Annotated in this window: 13 protein-coding genes; 7 read left to right on the top strand and 6 right to left on the bottom strand. The window is 51.6% G+C overall.

Going from position 1 to position 21,068, the window contains the following annotated elements; translation table 11 throughout:
• The first annotated feature begins 52 nt into the window (after positions 1-52).
• The 3 genes from GA565_RS07945 (at position 53) to GA565_RS07955 (ending at position 3,374) form a co-directional block, all read left to right on the top strand.
• The gene (locus GA565_RS07945) at positions 53-1,372 is read left to right on the top strand and encodes an MFS transporter (protein ID WP_152198028.1); all 1,320 of its coding nucleotides are present in this window, start codon (positions 53-55) and stop codon (positions 1,370-1,372) included.
• A 228-nt stretch (positions 1,373-1,600) separates the two neighbouring features.
• On the top strand, positions 1,601-2,146 hold the full coding sequence (locus tag GA565_RS07950) for a YfaZ family outer membrane protein (RefSeq protein WP_152198029.1): 546 nt from the start codon (positions 1,601-1,603) through the stop codon (positions 2,144-2,146).
• A gap of 31 nt (positions 2,147-2,177) precedes the next feature.
• Positions 2,178-3,374 (top strand): nicotinamide mononucleotide deamidase-related protein YfaY, encoded by a 1,197-nt coding sequence (locus GA565_RS07955; RefSeq protein ID WP_152198030.1) that lies wholly within the window; start codon positions 2,178-2,180, stop codon positions 3,372-3,374.
• A 104-nt stretch (positions 3,375-3,478) separates the two neighbouring features.
• On the opposite strand, the gene yfaE is transcribed toward GA565_RS07955, so the two are convergent.
• From yfaE to ubiG, 4 genes are all read right to left on the bottom strand, one after another.
• Entirely contained in the window at positions 3,479-3,739 is a 261-nt protein-coding gene (gene yfaE, locus GA565_RS07960; protein WP_152198031.1) for a class I ribonucleotide reductase maintenance protein YfaE, read from the bottom strand.
• Between the two features lie 3 nt (positions 3,740-3,742).
• A complete protein-coding gene (nrdB, locus tag GA565_RS07965) occupies positions 3,743-4,873 on the bottom strand; it encodes a class Ia ribonucleoside-diphosphate reductase subunit beta (protein WP_152198032.1) in 1,131 nt (376 codons plus the stop codon).
• Positions 4,874-4,927: 54 nt separating this feature from the next.
• Positions 4,928-7,207 carry a class 1a ribonucleoside-diphosphate reductase subunit alpha gene (gene nrdA, locus GA565_RS07970; protein ID WP_152198033.1) on the bottom strand — a complete coding sequence of 760 codons (2,280 nt, stop codon included), beginning with the start codon at positions 7,205-7,207 and terminating at the stop codon, positions 4,928-4,930.
• A 496-nt stretch (positions 7,208-7,703) separates the two neighbouring features.
• Positions 7,704-8,471, bottom strand: coding sequence for a bifunctional 2-polyprenyl-6-hydroxyphenol methylase/3-demethylubiquinol 3-O-methyltransferase UbiG (ubiG, locus tag GA565_RS07975; RefSeq protein ID WP_152198034.1), 768 nt, complete (start codon positions 8,469-8,471; stop codon positions 7,704-7,706).
• A 261-nt stretch (positions 8,472-8,732) separates the two neighbouring features.
• Here ubiG and gyrA point away from each other — a divergent pair, with 261 nt between their 5' ends.
• The 4 genes from gyrA (at position 8,733) to GA565_RS07995 (ending at position 17,536) form a co-directional block, all read left to right on the top strand.
• Entirely contained in the window at positions 8,733-11,381 is a 2,649-nt protein-coding gene (gene gyrA, locus GA565_RS07980; RefSeq protein ID WP_152198035.1) for a DNA topoisomerase (ATP-hydrolyzing) subunit A, read from the top strand.
• A 97-nt stretch (positions 11,382-11,478) separates the two neighbouring features.
• Positions 11,479-14,361: a two-component system sensor histidine kinase RcsC gene (gene rcsC, locus GA565_RS07985; RefSeq protein ID WP_152198036.1), complete on the top strand. Its 2,883-nt coding sequence runs from the start codon at positions 11,479-11,481 to the stop codon at positions 14,359-14,361.
• 301 nt (positions 14,362-14,662) lie between these two features.
• Positions 14,663-16,045, top strand: coding sequence for a diaminobutyrate--2-oxoglutarate transaminase (locus GA565_RS07990; protein ID WP_152201365.1), 1,383 nt, complete (start codon positions 14,663-14,665; stop codon positions 16,043-16,045).
• A gap of 18 nt (positions 16,046-16,063) precedes the next feature.
• The gene (locus GA565_RS07995; RefSeq protein ID WP_152198037.1) at positions 16,064-17,536 is read left to right on the top strand and encodes an aspartate aminotransferase family protein; all 1,473 of its coding nucleotides are present in this window, start codon (positions 16,064-16,066) and stop codon (positions 17,534-17,536) included.
• A gap of 113 nt (positions 17,537-17,649) precedes the next feature.
• On the opposite strand, the gene rcsB is transcribed toward GA565_RS07995, so the two are convergent.
• Positions 17,650-18,300: a response regulator transcription factor RcsB gene (rcsB, locus tag GA565_RS08000; protein WP_055779076.1), complete on the bottom strand. Its 651-nt coding sequence runs from the start codon at positions 18,298-18,300 to the stop codon at positions 17,650-17,652.
• 4 nt (positions 18,301-18,304) lie between these two features.
• Positions 18,305-21,049 (bottom strand): phosphotransferase RcsD, encoded by a 2,745-nt coding sequence (rcsD, locus tag GA565_RS08005; protein WP_152198038.1) that lies wholly within the window; start codon positions 21,047-21,049, stop codon positions 18,305-18,307.
• Between the last annotated feature and the right edge of the window lie 19 nt (positions 21,050-21,068).

A 21,068-nucleotide genomic window follows, 5' to 3' on the forward strand; every position in this document is an offset into this window, starting at 1 on the left:
TGATGATAAAGAAATGTTAACTGGAGGTATAAAAAAACCAGGAGTTAACACAATGTCATCCATTAACGCCACTTCCGGTGGCAACCGGCAGGGTACAGCCAAAAATATCTTCCGCGTCGCCAGCGGGAATTTTCTCGAAATGTACGATTTTATGGTGTTCGGCTATTACGCTAACGCCATTGCACACACCTTCTTCCCTGATTCCAACCCCTTTGCCTCGCTGATGCTCACGCTGATGACCTTCGGCGCGGGATTCCTGATGCGGCCTTTGGGCGCCATGGTGCTTGGTGCCTACATTGACCATCATGGCCGTAGAAAGGGACTGCTTATCACGCTGGGGTTGATGGCGTTTGGTACCTTGACCATCGCCTGCGTGCCCGGTTATCACAGTATTGGCGTCGCCGCGCCGATCCTCATCCTGCTCGGCCGCCTGCTGCAGGGCTTCTCTGCCGGCGTTGAGCTGGGCGGTGTTTCTGTTTATCTGTCCGAGATTGCGCCAAAAGGGAAAAAAGGCTTTTACGTCAGTTGGCAGTCGGCCAGTCAGCAGGTGGCAGTGGTGTTTGCTGCGCTGCTTGGCGTGTTGCTGAATAACCTGTTGGGCAACACGGTGATGAACGAGTGGGGATGGCGTATCCCGTTCGCCATTGGTTGCATGATTGTGCCGTTCCTGTTCTGGATCCGTCGCATGATGGAGGAAACCGATGCCTTCCAGCAGCGTAAGCACCATCCTTCAATGAGCGAAATTGTACGCTCCGTAGGCAGCAACTGGAAAATTGTGCTGGTTGGCATGCTGATGGTGGTGACGACGACCGTTTCGTTTTACATGATCACCGCGTTTACGCCGACTTATGGTAAAAACGTGTTGCAGCTCAGTGAGCAGCAAAGTTTTATCGTTACGCTGTGTGTAGGGATTTCAAACCTGTTTTGGCTGCCGATTATGGGAGCATTCTCCGATAAAGTTGGGCGCCGTCCGCTGCTATTGACCTTTAGCGCATTGATTCTTCTGACCTCCTATCCAGCGCTAAACTGGCTGGTGGGTGCCCCGAGTTTTGCACGCCTGTTGGAGGTTGAGCTGTGGCTGTCGTTTATGTACGCCAGCTACAACTCGGCAATGGTCGTGGCTCTGACCGAGGTAATGCCTCCCGAGGTGCGAGCGACCGGTTTTTCGATGGCCTACAGTTTGGCAACCGCCATTTTCGGCGGGTTTACGCCGGCAATTTCCAGCTACCTCATCCACGTGACCGGTAACAAAGCGATGCCCGGCGTGTGGCTGGCGATTTCAGCAGTGTGTGGACTGCTGGCGATTGTGGTGCTGCCGTGGGTAACCCGTCAACGTGCGTATCAGCAGAGTATGCTTAAAACGGCAAGTTAAGGGGCGACTTCTTCCCAGGGATTAACAAAGCCCCGCCTAAGGTCATCTGAAGGTGGGGCTTTTCATTTTTTGGCTTCAATTCGTCGCATTTATTTAATTTCCATCAGGTAACTTACCTTGAGGTTGAAATAAATTTTAAGCATTTGGGCTGATTACTCCGCCGGTGAATTGCTTTAGACTGCCTGCTGATGTTTCAAACACTAGTTTTATGATTATTCAGGATAAATAATGAAAAAGTCTCTACTGGCCTGTTCGGCCGCTGCGCTTATGATGGCCACCGTTTCTGCCCACGCAATTGGCGTGAATGCAGAAATCGGCCAACACTACACTAATCTGGGCTTTGGCCTGGGTACTACGACCTCAGGTCTGGCATTGACCGGCAACTGGGCCCACAGCGACAACGACGGCGACGTTGCAGGTCTTGGTCTGGGTTACAACATCGGACTCGGCCCATTTATGGCAACCGTAGGCGCCAAGGCACTCTACACCAGCCCTAAAAACGGCAGCGACGGCTATGCGGTTCCTGTGGGCGGTGGTTTGCAGTTGCCACTCGGCCGCTACGTGAGCCTGTACGGTGAGGGTTATTACGCGCCAGATTCACTTTCCAGCGGCATCAATAACTATAAAGAAGCTAACGGCGGCATCCGCTTCACACCTATCAGCCTGGTTAGCGTTGATGTAGGCTATCGTTATCAGGCACTTGAGGGCAAAGACGGTCATCGCGACAATGTTATCGCAGACGGTGCTTATATCGGTGGGGCGGTTAATTTTTAAAGCAAAAACTACGTAACGGAAGGAGAGGACAATGCTTAGGGTTGAGATGCTTAGCACCGGCGAAGAAGTTTTGCACGGGCAGATAGTCGATTCAAACGCGGCGTGGCTTGCGAGCTACCTGTTTGAACAGGGCTTGCCCATGACGAGCCGTGAAACCGTCGGCGACAGCCTCGATGCGCTGGTTGCTGTTCTGCTTGAACGCAGCCACATCGCTGACGTATTGATTGTTAACGGCGGTCTTGGGCCAACCAGTGATGATCTCAGTTCTCTGGCGGCGGCAACGGCCTGCGGCGTCGAGTTGATTGAGGATGCCGATTGGATTGCGACTATGGAAGCCTTTTTCTCTCAGCGCGGCAGACCGATGGCTGCATCCAACCGCAAGCAGGCGCAAATTCCTGCTAACGCAGACGTCCTTGATAACCCGGTTGGCACCGCCTGCGGCTTTACCTTAAAGCTCAATCGCTGCCAGATGTTCTTTACGCCGGGTGTTCCTTCCGAATTTAAAGTCATGGTCGAACAGCAGATTGTACCGCGTCTGCATCGCGACCATCCGGCCCTTGAAGCGCCACTGTGCCTGCGTTTAACCACCTTCGGACGCGGAGAAAGTGATTTAGCAAGTGAGCTCGACGTGCTGAAGCTGCCAGAAGGTGTGGCGATTGGTTATCGTTCTTCTTCGCCAATTATCGAGCTCAAGCTTACTGGCCCTCGCAGCCAGGAAGCAGCGATGCGGCAGATTTGGGAACGCGTACGTGAAGTTGCGGGCGAAAGTACTATTTTTGAAGGCTGGGGTGGCCTGCCAGCGCGCCTTGCTGAAAGGCTGCTCGAGCAGAATTTACGCCTGGCGATCAGTGAAAGCTTTACCGGCGGGCTGCTTAACTGGCGGATGCAGAATGCGGATGTACCGCTGGCGGGTGGCGAGCTATTGCCGACCGGCACGGCCGATGAATCGCTTTCTGCCGTGTTGGCTCGCGCACAAACCCTGGCCGAGAGCAGCGGCACGCAGCTGGCGTTAGCAGTAGGCGGGGTGTGGGAAAACCGCTTAAGCCTGGCGTTGCATACCCCCGCGGGCACCCGCGGCATGACCATTGAGTACACCGCAGGCCGTCACGGTCACGAGCTGCGTCAAGAGACGATAGCGATGGTGGCTATGGATATGCTGCGCCGTTATCTGAATGAGTGGCCGGTTGTCGCGGATTATCCGTGGCTGACGGTGCTGGAAAAAATCTAGCAATCAGTATGTTGTGCCCCCATCCCAACGTCCCCTTTTGGGGTGGGATGGGGGAAATGGCGTCTCAATGAGGGAGAAAACAACAGAAGATAGAGGTGAGATTTTTAAAACGCCAGCTCAACGTCCCCGATCGGCAGGCAGCAGCACGGCAAAATATCACCGTCCTGAATAAATGCCAGCGGCTTGGCACTGTACGCCACTTCACCTTTCAATAAACGCATTCTGCACGAGCCGCAGTAGCCTTCGCGGCACTGGTATTCAACCACGACCTTATGATATTCAAAGACTTCCAGAAGGTTGTTGTGCTCGCCTTCGCAGACGAGCGTTGTGCCGGAATCCTGCAGCGTAATAATCGGCTGACTCATTAATTAGAACTCGAAATCGCTCAGGTCATCGGCATTCATTTCTGAATCGATCTGACCCACCAGATAAGAGCTGACTTCTACTTCCTGAGGCGCAACCTGCACATTGTCAGACACTAACCAAGCGTTAATCCAAGGGATCGGGTTAGTGCGCGTCTTGAACGGTGCCGTTAATCCCACCGCTTGCATACGAATATTGGTAATGTATTCAATGTACTGGCAAAGAATATCTTTGTTAAGACCAATCATCGAGCCGTCGCGGAACAGGTATTCTGCCCAGTCTTTCTCTTGCTCGGCGGCCAGCACGAACAGGTCATAGCACTCTTTCTCGCACTCTTTGGCGATTTCGGCCATTTCCGGATCATCAACGCCGCTGCGCAGCAGGTTCAGCGCGTGCTGAGTGCCGGTCAGGTGCAGAGCCTCGTCACGGGCGATCATCTTGATGATTTTTGCGTTACCCTCCATCAGCTCGCGCTCGGCGAAGGCAAACGAACAGGCAAAGCTGACGTAGAAGCGCACTGCTTCGAGCGCATTCACGCTCATCAGGCAGATGTAGAGCTTTTTCTTCAGCTCGTGCAGGTCTACCACGACGGTTTTACCGTTAACCTGATGCGTGCCAACACCCAAAAGGTGATAATAGCTGGTCATCTCAATCAGCGAATCGTAATAGCCGGAGATGTCTTTCGCGCGCTTTAGGATCTCTTCGTTGGTGACGATATCGTCAAATACCAGACCCGGATCGTTCACGATATTACGGATAATGTGCGTGTAAGAACGTGAGTGAATGGTTTCTGAAAACGCCCAGGTTTCAACCCAAGTTTCCAATTCTGGAATAGAGATAAGCGGCAGCAGGGCGACGTTAGGGCTACGACCCTGAATCGAATCCAGCAGCGTCTGATATTTCAGGTTGCTGAGGAAGATGTGTTTTTCATGGTCAGGCAGACCCTGAAAATCGATACGATCGCGCGCAACGTCAATCTCTTCCGGACGCCAGAAGAAAGACAACTGTTTTTCAATCAGCTTTTCGAAAATTTCGTATTTCTGCTGGTCGAAGCGCGCAACGTTCACCGACTGGCCAAAGAACATAGGCTCTAGCAGTTGATTGTTTTTATTTTGGGAAAAAGTGGTGTAAGCCATAACATCCTCTGAAAAAATCGCCCCTAATCAGGGGCGGTTTTTGAATTTGAGCCATTAAATCTTGCAGGCACCGCTTTCGCAGTCATCAACGTCAGCCTTCATATCTTCCTGAACATCATCCGCACCGTCACGGGTGTTCTGGTAGTACAGCGTTTTCACGCCATATTTGTAGGCGGTCAGCAGGTCTTTGAGCAACTGCTTCATTGGCACTTTGCTGTTGGCGAAGCGGGATGGATCGTAGTTGGTGTTCGACGAAATCGCCTGGTCGATAAATTTTTGCATCAGGCCGACGAGGTGCAGGTAACCGTCGTTATTCGGCATGTCCCACAGCAGCTCGTACTGGTCTTTCAGACGCTCGTACTCAGGCACTACTTGACGCAGAATGCCGTCTTTTGATGCCTTGATGCTGACGTGGCCGCGTGGAGGTTCAATACCGTTGGTGGCGTTTGAAATCTGTGAAGACGTTTCAGACGGCATCAGCGCAGACAGCGTCGAGTTACGCAGACCATGTTCGACAATGCTGGCACGCAGCGCTTCCCAATCGTAGTGCAGCGGCTCGTCGCATAACGCATCGAGATCCTTTTTATAGGTGTCGATAGGCAGAATGCCCTGCGAATAGGTCGTCTCGTTGAACCACGGGCAGGCACCTTGCTCGCGCGCCAGCTCGTTGGAGGCTTTCAACAGGTAATATTGAATAGCTTCAAACGCGCGGTGAGTCAGGCCATTGGCGCTGCCGTCGCTGTAGCGAACGCCATGTTTCGCCAGATAATAAGCATAGTTTATTACGCCGATACCCAGCGTACGACGACCCATTGCACCGCGTTTAGCCGCCAGAATTGGATAATCCTGATAGTCGAGCAGGGCGTCAAGTGCACGTACGGCAAGCGTGGCCAGTTCTTCCAAATCGTCGAGGCTGTCGATAGCGCCAAGGTTGAAGGCTGACAGCGTACACAGCGCAATTTCACCCTCTTCGTCGTTAACGTCGTTTAACGGCTTGGTAGGTAACGCAATTTCCAGACACAGGTTGGACTGGCGAACCGGTGCAATCGCCGGATCAAACGGGCTGTGCGTGTTGCAGTGGTCAACGTGCTGAATGTAAATACGGCCGGTAGAGGCGCGCTCCTGCATCATCAGGGAGAACAGTTCAACCGCTTTCACTTTCTGCTTGCGGATGCTGTCGTCCTGCTCGTACTGAACATACAGGCGCTCAAACTCATCCTGATCGGCAAAGAAGGCATCGTAGAGTCCAGGCACGTCAGACGGGCTAAACAGCGTGATGTCGCCGCCTTTGACCAGACGCTGGTACATCAGTTTGTTGATCTGCACGCCGTAGTCCATATGACGTACGCGGTTGCCTTCAACGCCGCGGTTGTTTTTCAGTACCAGCAGACTTTCAACTTCCAAATGCCACATTGGGTAGAACAGGGTTGCAGCACCGCCGCGAACGCCGCCCTGAGAGCAGGATTTAACCGCCGTCTGGAAGTGTTTGTAGAAAGGAATGCAGCCGGTATGGAACGCTTCACCGCCGCGAATTGGGCTACCCAATGCACGAATACGGCCGGCGTTGATGCCAATACCGGCACGCTGTGAAACGTATTTCACGATGGCGCTGGAGGTGGCGTTAATGGAGTCCAGGCTATCGCCGCATTCGATCAGTACACAGGAGCTGAACTGACGGGTTGGGGTGCGCACGCCGGACATGATTGGCGTAGGCAGCGAGATTTTAAAGGTTGATACGGCGTCGTAGAAGCGCTTGATGTAGTTAAGGCGCGTTTCACGCGGGTAGCCGGAGAACAGGCAGGCAGCAACCAGAATATACAGGAACTGGGCGCTTTCATAAATTTGGCCGCTTACACGGTTCTGCACCAGATACTTGCCTTCGAGTTGCTTGACCGCAGCGTAAGAGAAGTTCATGTCACGCCAGTGATCGATATAACTGTTCATCTGCTCGAACTCTTCACGCGTGTAGTCTTCCAGCAGATGTTTGTCGTATTTGCCCATCTCGACCATTTTGCTGACCTGAGTAAACAGGTGCGGCGGCTCGAACTGGTCGTACGCTTTTTTACGCAGATGGAAAATAGCCAGGCGCGCGGCCAGGTATTGGTAGTCCGGTGCATCTTTGGAGATAAGGTCTGCGGCAGCCTTGATGATAGTCTCGTGGATGTCAGCCGTTTTAATCCCGTCGTAAAACTGAATGTGGGAACGCAATTCTACTTGAGAAACTGATACGTTTTGGAGACCTTCCGCCGCCCAGTCGATGACTCGGTGGATTTTATCAAGATCAATGCGTTCTTTACGACCGTCACGTTTAGTAACAAGTAGACTCTGATTCATTCGGGATTATACCTTTAAGGTTTATAAAGTTACTGACGACAACGTGCAAAAGGCTTCGCCGAGCTAAGACGCCCAGACCAAACCTAGTGTGCTGCTCAGGATATAAACACTACATATTGTGGATTTGATATTTAATGACGACAAGATAGTGTTCAACCCATACTTTTGCAAGGGATGAAACCGGCCTGTTTTGTGGATAAGTTGGGGAGAAAATCTGTGGTCGCGTCCGCAGTGCCCAGCGCAGAAGGCCTTAAAGAACTGTCAATATCTGTAATACGATTTTCTTATATTTTTCGAAAACTTGATCGACTGCCGGTTTATTAAACGTTAGAAAAAAACGCTATATTGCAGAAGAAAACTATTCTAAAAAATCATGTTAAACAGTGATAGCACTCAACGCGCTAAAAACTAAGCTTTTATCTTAAATCCTGGCCGGCTAAATTCGGTTAAGCCCGTATTTAGCCGGCCAGGAGGGCGCAGAGGGGTTGACTAATGCTTAACTTTCAGCAGATTCCTGCGATTGGGTGTGCAGCATGTAGTTAACGTCAACGTTCGGGCCGAGCTTGAAACTGTCGCTCAGCGGATTGTAGTGCAAACCAATAATGTGACGCTCAAACAGCGGCGTGCGGTCTATCCACGAAAGCAGCTCGGAAGGCTTGATAAACTTTTTGATATCGTGGGTACCTTTAGGCACCATCTTGAGCACGTACTCGGCGCCGAATACTGCCATCAGCCAGGCTTTATTGTTGCGGTTAATGGTTGAGAAAAACACGTGACCGCCGGGCTTAACCAGACGCGCACAGGCGGCAACGACGGAAGCTGGATCAGGAACGTGTTCGAGCATTTCCATGCAGGTGACGACGTCATAGCGCTGTGGATGAGCCTCGGCGTGCGCTTCCACGGTTTCCTGCACGTATTTTACCTTCACACCGCTTTCCAGCGCGTGAAGACGGGCGACCTCAAGCGGCTCTGCCCCCATGTCCAAACCGGTCACAGTAGCACCGGCTACAGCCATGCTTTCGCTCAGAATACCGCCGCCGCAGCCGACGTCGAGCACGTTTTTCTCGAACAGCCCGTTCGAACGCTCGAGAATATAGTTCAGACGCAGCGGATTGATACGGTGCAGCGGTTTAAACTCGCCTTCCAAATCCCACCAGCGTGAGGCTACGGCCTCAAATTTGGCGATTTCAGACTGATCCACGTTCTGGGTTGCCCCATTTTTCGGGATGATATTTTGTTGATGACCGTTCGATGTGGTTGTCATTGGGCTGATAAACTCCTTATGCCTGGTAAAACGGATTATACATATTCCAGTGACCGAGAGTCAGCGCTTTGTCTTTCGTCTGTTATTTGTACAAAAGACGTCTGCCAATTGTTCAACTTGTGCAATGGATTGAAAGACGCGGAATAATAGTGAGCATAAGGGTGCGGTTGTTTCCCACGAATCACAGCTTTGTGGTATAATTTTACACCTTTGCCTATCTAGGCAGCGGCCATGAATAATCAGTAGAGGGATAGCAGCTCCATGAGCGACCTTGCCAGAGAAATCACACCGATAAACATCGAAGAAGAGCTTAAAAACTCTTATTTGGATTATGCGATGTCCGTTATCGTCGGACGTGCGCTGCCAGATGTGCGCGATGGTTTAAAACCGGTGCACCGCCGCGTACTTTACGCAATGAACGTTCTGGGTAATGACTGGAACAAAGCCTATAAGAAATCGGCCCGTGTGGTCGGTGACGTTATCGGTAAATATCACCCGCATGGCGACACTGCGGTATATGACACCATCGTTCGTATGGCTCAACCCTTCTCCCTCCGCTATATGTTGGTGGACGGGCAGGGTAACTTCGGTTCGGTAGACGGCGACTCCGCTGCTGCCATGCGTTATACCGAAATACGCATGTCAAAAATTGCCCACGAACTGTTGGCAGACCTTGAAAAAGAGACCGTTGATTTTGTGCCGAACTACGATGGCACAGAGCAGATCCCTGCCGTTATGCCGACCCGTATTCCCAACCTGTTGGTCAACGGTTCTTCCGGTATCGCGGTGGGTATGGCCACTAACATTCCGCCGCATAACCTGACTGAGGTTATCAACGGCTGTCTGGCCTATATTGAAGACGAAAACATCAGCATTGAAGGGCTGATGGAACACATTCCAGGTCCTGACTTCCCAACGGCTGCCATTATCAATGGTCGTCGCGGTATTGAAGAGGCTTATCGTACCGGTCGCGGCAAAATCTACATTCGCGCACGTGCTGAAGTAGAGGCTGATGCCAAAACCGGCCGCGAAACCATTATTGTTCACGAAATTCCTTATCAGGTGAACAAAGCGCGTTTGATCGAAAAGATTGCTGAGCTGGTTAAAGAGAAGCGTCTCGAAGGCATCAGTGCGCTGCGCGACGAGTCTGATAAAGACGGTATGCGTATCGTTATCGAAATCAAACGCGACGCGGTTGGCGAAGTGGTGTTGAATAACCTTTATTCACTCACTCAGCTGCAGACTTCTTTCGGCATCAACATGGTTGCTCTGCATCAGGGTCAGCCAAAGATTCTGGGCCTGAAAGAGATCCTGTCCGCGTTTGTGCGCCATCGCCGTGAGGTGGTGACGCGTCGTACTATTTTCGAACTGCGTAAAGCGCGCGACCGTGCACACATTCTCGAAGCGTTGGCGATTGCTCTGGCAAACATCGACCCTATCATCGAGCTTATTCGTGCTGCACCCACGCCTGCCGAAGCGAAAGCGGGTCTGATCGCCCGTTCCTGGGATCTGGGCAACGTTTCCGCCATGCTGGCCGCTGCCGGTGATGACGCCGCGCGTCCTGAATGGCTCGAGAAGCAGTTCGGTATTCACGACAGCAAATACTTCCTGACCGAACAACAGGCACAGGCGATTCTGGATCTGCGCTTGCAGAAACTGACCGGGCTTGAGCATGAAAAACTGCTCGACGAATATAAAGAGCTGCTGACGCAAATTGCCGAGCTTATCTTTATCCTCGAAAACCCGGACCGTCTGATGGAAGTTATTCGTGAAGAGCTTGAAGCGATTCGCGATCAGTACAACGACAAACGTCGCACCGAGATCACGGCCAACACCTCCGACATCAACATCGAAGACCTGATTAATCAGGAAGACGTGGTTGTTACGCTTTCGCATCAGGGCTACGTCAAGTACCAGCCTCTGACCGATTACGAAGCGCAGCGTCGCGGTGGTAAAGGCAAGTCTGCGGCACGTATTAAAGAAGAAGACTTTATTGACCGCCTGTTGGTTGCCAACACGCACGACACCATTCTGATGTTCTCCAGCCGTGGACGTCTGTATTGGATGAAGGTCTACCAACTGCCGGAAGCGAGTCGTGGTGCCCGTGGGCGTCCGATTATCAACCTGCTGCCGCTTGAGCCTAACGAACGTATCACCGCGATTCTTCCGGTGCGTGAATACGAAGAAGGGCGCCACGTATTTATGGCAACCGCAAGCGGTACGGTCAAGAAGACCGCACTGACCGATTTCAGCCGCCCACGCAGCGCGGGTATCATCGCTATCAACCTCAATGAGGGTGACGAGCTGATTGGTGTCGACCTGACCGACGGTAAAGATGAAGTCATGCTGTTCTCCGCCGCCGGTAAAGTTGTGCGCTTCTCTGAAGAGGCCGTGCGCTCGATGGGCCGAACGGCGACCGGTGTTCGCGGTATCCGTCTGGGCGAAAGCGACAGCGTAGTGTCGTTGATTATTCCTCGCGGAGACGGCTGTATTCTTACCGTTACCGAGAACGGCTTCGGTAAACGTACCCAGTCGAGCGAATACCCAACGAAATCTCGTGCCACTCAGGGCGTTATCTCCATTAAGGTAAGTGAACGTAATGGTCCGGTTATCGGCGCAATCCAAGTGGATGACGCTGACCAGATCATGATGATCACCGATGCCGGTACGCTGGTTCGTACACGTGTTTCTGAAGTCAGTACCGTAGGCCGTAACACCCAGGGTGTCACGCTTATCCGTACTGCCGATGACGAACACGTTGTCGGCCTACAGCGCGTTGCCGAACCTGTTGAAGATGAAGAGCTGGACGGCGTAGCAACGGTTGAAGGTGAACTGGAAGCCGCGCAGGAAAGTGAAGCACCTGAAGACGTCGACGCAGAAGATGACGAACAACCGGCCGAAGACGAATAAAATCGATTTCATTGGTTGAATAATAAAGGGCATAATATGGCGACATATTGTGCCCTTGTTTTTTTATACGTTTTTACGTGATAGATATGGTAGCCGCTTGAAGTATTTAACTTCGTTTCGAACAACGTTAAGAATCTCCCGTTACCTGTTCAGGGTACTGGCTATCATGCTTTGGTCGCTCGGCGCACTGCTGACGACTTTCTACGTACTGAATATATTCCATAATAAAGAGTCTGAAATCCGCGAAGAGGACAACCTCAGCTACAATCAGGCCCAAAGCTACATCAGAAATACTGCAGATATTGTGCGCAGCGTAAAGGCGATGGCTGAAAAACGCCTTGGTGACTCGATAAATGGTCTGGACATCATCAACGGCGTTCTGAGCACCAAAAATGTCACCCCTTCCTATCATTCACCTTTTAGCGACTCTGATTGCTCACAAGTCACTGAAAGTAATCACAACGCGTTGACCTCGCTGGGCAATATGATCCAGTATTGGAAGGATAACTTCTCCGATGATTATGACCTGAAGAGGGTGTTCTACATCGGCGGCGAGAATCTTTGCCTGGTCGACTTTGGTCTGATTGCCAACACCACGCCTATCGAGCGCGAAAACGTGCTCAAGACGCTGCACGATAAAATTATTAAATACCGCAACAGTAAAAGTCAGGACAAAGATAAAAGTCAGTACTGGGTAGAGGCGGGTTCCAATAAAGATCAGGGAAATCTTTATGTGCTGACGCCAATTTATATCGGCAATAAGTTAGAAGCGCTGATGGGCGTTCAGCAAACACTGCGTCTCGACGATTTAACGGCCTCCGGCACCTCGCACACTAGCGTCACGGTGCTTGACGCCGATGACACGCCGTTGATGAGTTTTTCCGATGGTGATCGTTATATTTCGATCCTTGACCGCTATCCTGCCGGGAAAAGCTATTTTGGCTACATGAACGGTTATAACGACCTGATTTACAAAAAGCCTCTGCCGCCGTCTTCGATGAGCATCGTTTATTCCCTGCCGTTCAAGACCATCATTGAGCGTTTCAAAATTCTCATCCTCAATGCGGTACTGCTGAACCTTTTCTCTGCGCTACTGCTTTTTGTGCTGGCATGGCTATTTGAGCGAAAAATGTTCCTTCCCGCTGAAGAGAACGCCTTCCGCCTCGAGGAGCACGAGCAGTTCAACCATAAAATTGTCGCCTCGGCGCCGGTGGGTATTTCTATTCTGCGCATCAGCGACGGGGTCAACATCCTCAGTAACGAGCTGGCGCATAACTATATTTCGATGCTGACGCACGAAGACCGACAGCGCATCACGCGTATTATCTGTGACCAGCAAACGCGGTTTATGGACATTATTACTCGTGATAACAACAATATACAGCTCAGCTTTGTACATTCTCGCTACCGCAACGAGGACGTGGCCATCTGTGTGCTGATCGACGTCAGCGCGCGCGTCAAGATGGAAGAGTCGCTGCAAGAAATGGCTAACGCGGCCGAGCAGGCGAGCCAGTCGAAGTCGATGTTCCTGGCGACGGTCAGTCACGAGCTGCGCACGCCGCTGTACGGCATTATCGGTAACCTCGATTTACTGCAAACTCAGGGACTGCCGCAGGGCGTTGATCGTCTGGTAACGGCGATGAACAACTCATCGGCGCTGCTGCTTAAAATCATCAGCGATATTCTCGACTTCTCGAAAATAGAGTCTGAGCAACTTAAAATCGAGCCGCAGGAGTTCTCATGTCGCGAAGTGATAACCCACGTAGCCGGTAACTATTTGCCGCTGGTGGTTAAAAAACACCTTGCTCTCTACTGCTTTATCGAGCACAACGTGCCAGAGATTTTTGTCGGCGATCCGGTGCGTTTGCAGCAGGTGCTGTCCAATATTCTCAATAACGCCATTAAATTTACCGATACCGGTTGCATCATACTGCACGCGCGTACCTGCGGAAATTACCTGGAGTTTATGATCCGTGATACTGGCGTTGGCATTCCCGGTAAGGAAATTACTCGCCTGTTTGATCCCTTTTTCCAGGTCGGAAGCGGGGTGCAGCGGCATTTCCAGGGGACGGGGTTGGGGCTGGCGATTTGCGAAAAGCTGATCAATCTGATGGATGGCGATATTTCAGTCGATTCAGAACCGGGACTGGGCAGCGCGTTCACCGTGCGCCTGCCGCTGTACGGGCAGAAACATCCAGCACCGCCGCCGCTGGCGTTTTGGGCGGGAAAACGTCTGTGGGTCAATATCCGCAACGGTTATCTCGAGAGCTATTTGATGCAGCTTTTACATCATCACGGCGCTGATGTTCAGCGTTGGAAGCCCGAGGATGAGAGCCGCATTGAAGACGTGCTGATCACCGATACGCCGCTTATTCACCGCGGTGCACTCTGTGCGCAAATCGAATTCTCAATCGACCATATTGGTCCGCCGCAGGAAAGTAGCCCCGGTTACTGGATCCACAGCACTTCAACGCCGCTGGAGATTACCTTGCTACTTAATCGTATTTATCGTCTGAACGACGTAAGCGAAAATAGCCTGGCGATGCTGCCGGAAGTTGGGGAGTCGCAGGATAATGGCGACATTAATCTGCTGGTGGTTGATGACCATCCCATTAATCGCCGACTGCTGGCAGATCAATTAGGTTCGATGGGGTATCTGGTGGTCACCGCCAATGACGGTCTCGACGCGCTTGAAGCCATGAAAGTACACTCGATTGATATCGTGCTCAGCGATGTTAACATGCCAAACTTGGACGGTTACGGCTTAACCAAACGACTGCGTGAGCTCGATTATAAACTGCCGGTCATCGGTGTAACGGCCAACGCGCTGGCCGAGCAGAAGCAGCTTTGTCTTGAGGCGGGCATGGACAACTGTCTGTCCAAGCCGGTCACGCTTGAGCAACTGCGCAAAACGCTGAGCTATTATAGCCAGCAAGTTCGTAGAAAACGCCTAAATCATTCATCAGCAAAATCGGTTTAATCCGAAACTGTGGCACGTAAAATCTCCTGAATTTAAGCGCTTCCTGCGGCAACTTACTGTCGCAGGAGGATTTTTTTTGCCCTATAAATACCCCCTCTGCAAACCCCCAACAGTATGAACGGTCACTAAATCAACAACATATTGATTCGTATGAGAAAACCATAAACATATCTAAACAAAATTAATCATTGAGCTGGGACCTAAAAAGCCATATATTGGCCGCGCTTTTTCACAGCCTTTTTTTTTAATTCAATGATTCAATCGGGACGTTAGTGATAACCCCGGTTGTAGGAGAGATATGATGACGGATAAAGTCCGTATTGATACTTTAGGTGCTAATTCATTTAATGGAAACAATGAAACCTATTTGGCGCGCCAAGCTGAATTTGAATCGAATGTTAGGAGTTATCCACGCAAGCTGCCGTTAGCCATTGCTAAAGCGCTCGGCGTTTGGATTACCGACGTTGAGAATAATCAATATCTTGATTGCCTGGCCGGTGCGGGAACGCTGGCTCTTGGACACAATCATCCTGACGTATTGCAAAGCATCCAAAATGTCATTACTAGCGGCTTGCCGTTACATACGCTTGATCTGACGACGCCGTTGAAAGATGAGTTTTCAGCTTACCTGCTTTCTTTGCTGCCAGGTCAGGGTAAAGAGTACTGCCTGCAGTTCACCGGTCCTTCCGGCGCCGATGCAGTTGAAGCTGCACTGAAGTTGGCTAAAAAACACACTGGCCGTTCTAGCGTGATAAGCTTCTCCGGCGGCTATCATGGCATGACGCACGGCGCACTGGCGGTAACAGGCAATCTGTCACCGAAAGAAGCAGTGAACGGCATGATGCCAGAAGTGCAGTTTATGCCTTATCCGCACGTTTACCGTTGCCCGCTGGGCATTGGCGGCGACGCTGGCGTTAAAGCATTGACCTACTATTTCGAAAACCTGATCAACGATGTTGAAAGCGGCGTCCGCAAACCTGCAGCCGTCATTCTCGAAGCCGTTCAGGGCGAGGGCGGTGTAAACCAGGCCCCTGTCGAGTGGCTGCAACGCATTCGTAAAGTGACTCAGGAACACGGCATTCTGCTGATCCTCGACGAAGTTCAGGCTGGATTCTGCCGTACCGGTAAATTCTTTGCCTTTGAACACGCGGGCATCGAGCCAGACATTATCGTAATGTCTAAAGCCGTGGGCGGTGGTTTGCCACTTGCTGTTCTGGGTATCAAGAAGCAGTTCGACGCTTGGGAACCAGGTCATCACACCGGTACTTTCCGGGGTAACCAACTGGCTATGGCAACCGGCCTGACGACATTGCAACACCTCAAAGACAACAAGATTGCCGATAAAGTTGCCGCTCAGGGTGAGTGGTTGACCGGCAAGCTGACCGAGCTGCAGAAACGTTATCCGGTGATAGGTAACATTCGCGGTCCGGGTCTGATGGTAGGCATCGAAATTGTGAAACCTGAAGAAGCGCAGGATCACATGGGTTGCTACCCGGCCGATGGTCAATTGTCTGCACTGCTGCAGAAGAAGTGTTTCGAAGCAGGGCTTATTCTTGAGCGCGGCGGACGCAACGGTTGTGTTCTGCGCCTGTTGCCTTCGTTGCTGATTACCAACGACGAGTTGGGTATTTTCCTGGACAAATTTGAGCAGGCGCTGTTAGCGGCCGGCGTCAAACCTGTCTAAGTGGAGCGATTGACCGAGATGTCCAAGTTAAACCCGATCCTGGCGGCCTCCGCGCAAAGCACCGAGGCATACCAGCAGGCGATCGCCCAGAGTAGTGAAGCCGTAGTGCAGTGGCTGCAGCAGCCCGAGATGTATCAGGGTAAAACCGTTGCCGAACTGCGCGAACGCATCACGCTGGACTTCAATCCTCAGGGCCTGGGCAACCAGGCCGCTATTGAGCGTGCGATTGAGTACTTTTTAAAAGACAGCCTGTCGGTGCATCACCCACAGTGCGTCGCACACTTACACTGCCCAAGCCTGGTGATAAGCCAGGCTGCAGAAGTGTTGATCAATGCGACTAACCAGAGCATGGACTCCTGGGACCAAAGCCCGTCAGCGACCATCATTGAGATGAAGCTGGTCGAATGGCTGCGTACTCAGGTGGGTTACCAGCCTGGCGATGCTGGTGTGTTCACCAGCGGTGGCACGCAGAGCAACCTGATGGGCCTGATGCTGGCGCGTGACGCCTTCTTTGCGCGTCAGGGACACTCAGTGCAGCAGGACGGCCTGATCGGCGACCTGAAAAAAATCAAAGTATTCTGTTCTGAAAATGCCCACTTCTCGGTGCAGAAGAACATGGCTTTGATGGGCCTCGGCTACCAGTCTGTAACGCTGGTCAAAACAGACCGCTTTGCCCGCATGGACCTGAACGATCTGGCCGAAAAAGTCGCCATGGCGCAGGCCAACGGCGAGCAGATTTTAGCGATTGTCGCGACGGCCGGTACCACTGATGCGGGTGCTATCGATCCCCTGCGCGCTATCGCCACGCTGGCGGCAGAGCACGGTATTTGGGTGCACGTCGATGCGGCTTGGGGCGGCGCGTTGCTGCTTTCAGAAAAGTATCGCGATTATCTGGACGGCATTGAGCTGGTGGACTCCATCACTCTGGACTTCCACAAGCAGTTCTTCCAGACCATCAGCTGCGGTGCATTCCTGTTGAAAGAAGCCCGTCACTACGAGTTGATGCGCTATCAGGCGGCGTACCTGAACTCCGAGTTTGATGAAGCTCAGGGCGTACCAAACCTGGTATCCAAATCTCTGCAGACCACGCGTCGTTTCGATGCGTTGAAACTGTGGATGGGTCTGGAAGCGCTGGGACAGAAGCAATATGCCGAGATTATTGACCACGGCGTTACGCTGGCTCAGCAGGTAGCTCATTACGTGACGGAACAGCCTTCAATGGAACTGGTGATGCAGCCGCAGTTGGCCAGCGTACTGTTCCGTTCTCGCCCGCTGCAGTTGGCTGGTGCAGATGATGCGGCCGTCGCGTTGTTAAATCAGAAGATTGGTGATGCATTGCTGGAATCCGGACGTGCCAACGTTGGCGTGACCGAGTCTAACGGCGTGACCTGTCTGAAAGTGACACTGTTGAACCCGACCGTTACGCTGCAGGACATCATTGTCTTGCTGACGCTGGTAGATGAAACTGCACAGCAATTGCTGGCCGTTTAATCGCGTCGTCCTGTGCTAACGCGCAGTAAAAAGCCGATAACACTCAAATGTTATCGGCTTTTTTATTGCCACTGCCTGCATGTTTTATTGACGCTTATAAAGCGCCAATAAAACTAGTCTTTATCAATCGGCGTATTGCTGATTGATGAGAGATAGTTGAGCAGGGCAATATCATTTTCAACGCCCAGTTTCATCATCGCTGATTTTTTCTGGCTGCTGATGGTTTTGATGCTGCGGTTCAGCTTGCGGGCAATCTCGGTTACCAGGAAGCCTTCGGCGAAGAGACGCAGTACTTCACTCTCTTTGGGTGATAAACGCTTGTCACCGTAGCCGTTGGCGCTGATTTTTTCGAGCAGTTTGGCTACGCTGTCAGGGGTAAACTTCTTACCTTTTTGCAATGCGGCCAGTGCTTTTGGCAGGTCAGTTGGTGCGCCCTGTTTCAGCACAATCCCTTCGATATCCAAGTCCAGTACCGAGCTGAGGATAGCGGGGTTGTTGTTCATGGTTAGCACGATAATCGACAGCTGCGGGTAGTGGCGCTTGATGTATTTGATAAGCGTAATACCGTCACCGTATTTATCACCCGGCATCGACAGGTCGGTTATCAGTACATGTGCATCAAGCTTGCTGAGGCTATTGATAAGCGCAGTCGAGTCTTCAAACTCACCCACCACGTTAACCCACTCAATTTGTTCAAGGGACTTACGGATCCCGAATAAGACGATAGGATGGTCGTCGGCAATAATTACGTTCATATTGTTCATGTGATTAGCTACCTTGCTGCAGCAGTCTGGAGACAAAAGAATCGATCTGATTAATATTGTCTGAGATCATCAACACTTCACCTTCGGCGAGATGTTGTTCTAATTTTTCACACAGTTGCTTACCCGGCGTCAGGTTAAGCATGGCGAACACTCCCTTGAGCCGATGTGCGGTCTGGGAAAGCGATGTAAAATCACGACGTTGATTTTCATTATACAGTTTCTCGATATCTTCCGGTACTGTCTCGACAAATAGCGGGTAATAGTCACTCGCCAGCAGCTGCCTCACGTAGGCTTCGATTTCATCGTCGCCGGTACCGGAATCTAAATTACCATTAGTTGTGCCAGCATGACTGAATTCCAGGGACGAAGACTCGACTTCAAACTCCTCTTCTTCCAGTAATTGTTGCTCAATTAACAGTAGGGTCGCGTCTATCAGCGCACTGCCGATATTGTAATTGACGCGAATATAGCTTTTTTCCAGCTTGTGAAATCCAATCTCGTCACTGGTCAGCAGCAGCGTGTAGTTGTCACTGTGCTGCGCGTTATCGGTTAATAATACATCGTATTCGCGGGTTGGCTGCCTTTCGTCGGCAACAATACAAATTGCGCCATAGGCACTCATGATGCGCGTCACCATACCGCGGACTTCATCCGCCGTGATGTCGAGCAGTACCGTGACATCGTCCAGCAGTTTTTCATCGGTCGCTTCGGTATCAATCGCCTCAAACGTCTGTTTAACTCGTACCGTGTAACGCGTGCCGATATCAATTTTGCTGCGTATTTCCAGCTGGCCACCTAACTTTTTGCATAACTGGTTGCACAGATAGAAGGTCAGTCCCGAGCCGTGGTTAAAACGGTCTACCAGCGTTTGGCTGAGGAACGGATAATTAAGATTGCTGATTTCCTCTTTCGACAGGCCGCTGCCTGTATCGGTAATGTGGAAAAGCAGCTGGTCGGGATGCTCGGGGTCCTGCTCACTGGTCAATGTCACTTTACCCAGGGAGGTGGAGACAATCGCGTAATCAAGCAGCAGCGAAAGGATCTTCTTCACCGCCACCGGGTCGCCGATGTAGTTATCCAGTGGGTTGGGCTGGAAGTGATTGAGCAGCACCAGCCCTTTTTGATTAATTTTGGGTAATGCTTCAAGCAACAGCTCGTCGGTCAGCGCAGCCAGCGAATAGTGCTGCTGCACAGGCTGCCAGTCCTGAGTTTCAAGACGGGTGAGCAGGGTGATGTTATCAATCAGCGTCAGCACGCTTTTAGACTCGGTGAGCAGAGAATTATGGGTTTTTTCACGCTCGTCGTCGGCAACTGCCGTCGTCAGCTTTTCGGCCAGAGCGTGCAGTTCAATCAGGGGTTGATTAAGCTCGATGCCCAAATTGTGCAGCATGAGCTTACGCGCCTGCAGGTTTTTCTCGTGCTCGCGGCGCGCCTGCTGCAGCGTTTTGTTAACCATCGCCTCTTTATCCTGATCGTGCATCAGGAAAAGATAAGTCTCGGGCGCTATCTGGCTGCGGACCATACGGATTTCATACACTTCATTATTGACGGTAGCCTGAATAATGCCGTGGTGCTCTCCAGCCATGTTGGCAATTTTGTCGAGGCTGAGATGAGGCAGCAACTGCTCGGCAATTTTATTGCTTACCACCACGCTGTGGCTGCTGAAGTTGTAAATCAGCAGGCCAACGGAGAGGTTGGAAATGATCTCCTGATTCAGCGCCTGCTGAGTGTGCAACTGTTGCGCCAGATTTTCGCTTGGGCGAATATATTTATGACGGATCAGATAGATGCCCGCCATGGCCATCGCCAGCAGGATGACATTGATCAGAATTAGCCAGAAGTTGTTATGTGACAAATCGACAATCAGCGCTACCACCGGCACGCGGTAGGTGAGATTCAGCGGCGAGTTGCTTAACGGCACGCTAATGAATACCGACCAGCCCTCAAGACTGATGCTACTGCCCGCGTTTGGCTCCTGCGGTGCATCGCCTTCGTTAACCGTATCGTTGTTGCTGGTAAGCTGGAAATTGTCGCGTGCCATACTCGACGGGAGCAAATCGCTCATCGGCAGGTCAAAGGCGATTACCGTTGCCAGATTGCCCGGGTTATTAAACGTGGTGCGCAGCGAGAAGAAGTACTCGCTAGAGTTGCGCGATTTGCGCAGGTTGGAGTAACTTTCGCGTTCGTCGAGGGTATTGGCCTGCTGCAGCATCTCGGCGCGACGCGCCTGTAATGCAGCGTTAAAATAGTTCTCTTTAAGGCGTGAATCCTGCTGCTGCATGCCTTGGGTGGTTATCAGCATCAGGCTGTTGTCTTGGCCGTTGAGGTAATACATCGAGTAGGGCTGGTTTTTAGAGCCCCACTGTTCATCAAGAAAACTCGAAATTTTTAGCGTTAAATCGAGGGTGGCCGCATCGTGGGTGCCATAAATCAGCGCATCAGTTTTTTTATGCGGCTTGTTAATGAAGAACATGTCCTGACGAAGCTTAACTTCCTGCACATTCGGCGGAATTTGCGCCAGCGGCTGACCGGTATAGTTGTCGTAGATTTTATAGGTCAAATAGCGGTAGTGATCGATACGCTTTTGCAGACGATCGCCGGTATATTGCAGCGTGCGCAGCTTGTCATTGAGGTAGGCATTGGTGTAATTGTAGCCGTAGAGTCCCAGCCCCACTGCCAGCAGCAGAATGAAGATCCAAAAAAATCGCGTGATGTTGGTCGAGGTCAGCGATAAGTATTTACTTGGCATGATGGTGACGCTTTTCCTA

It is taken from the genome of Rouxiella sp. S1S-2 (genome assembly GCF_009208105.1).
Lineage (GTDB): Bacteria > Pseudomonadota > Gammaproteobacteria > Enterobacterales > Enterobacteriaceae > Rouxiella.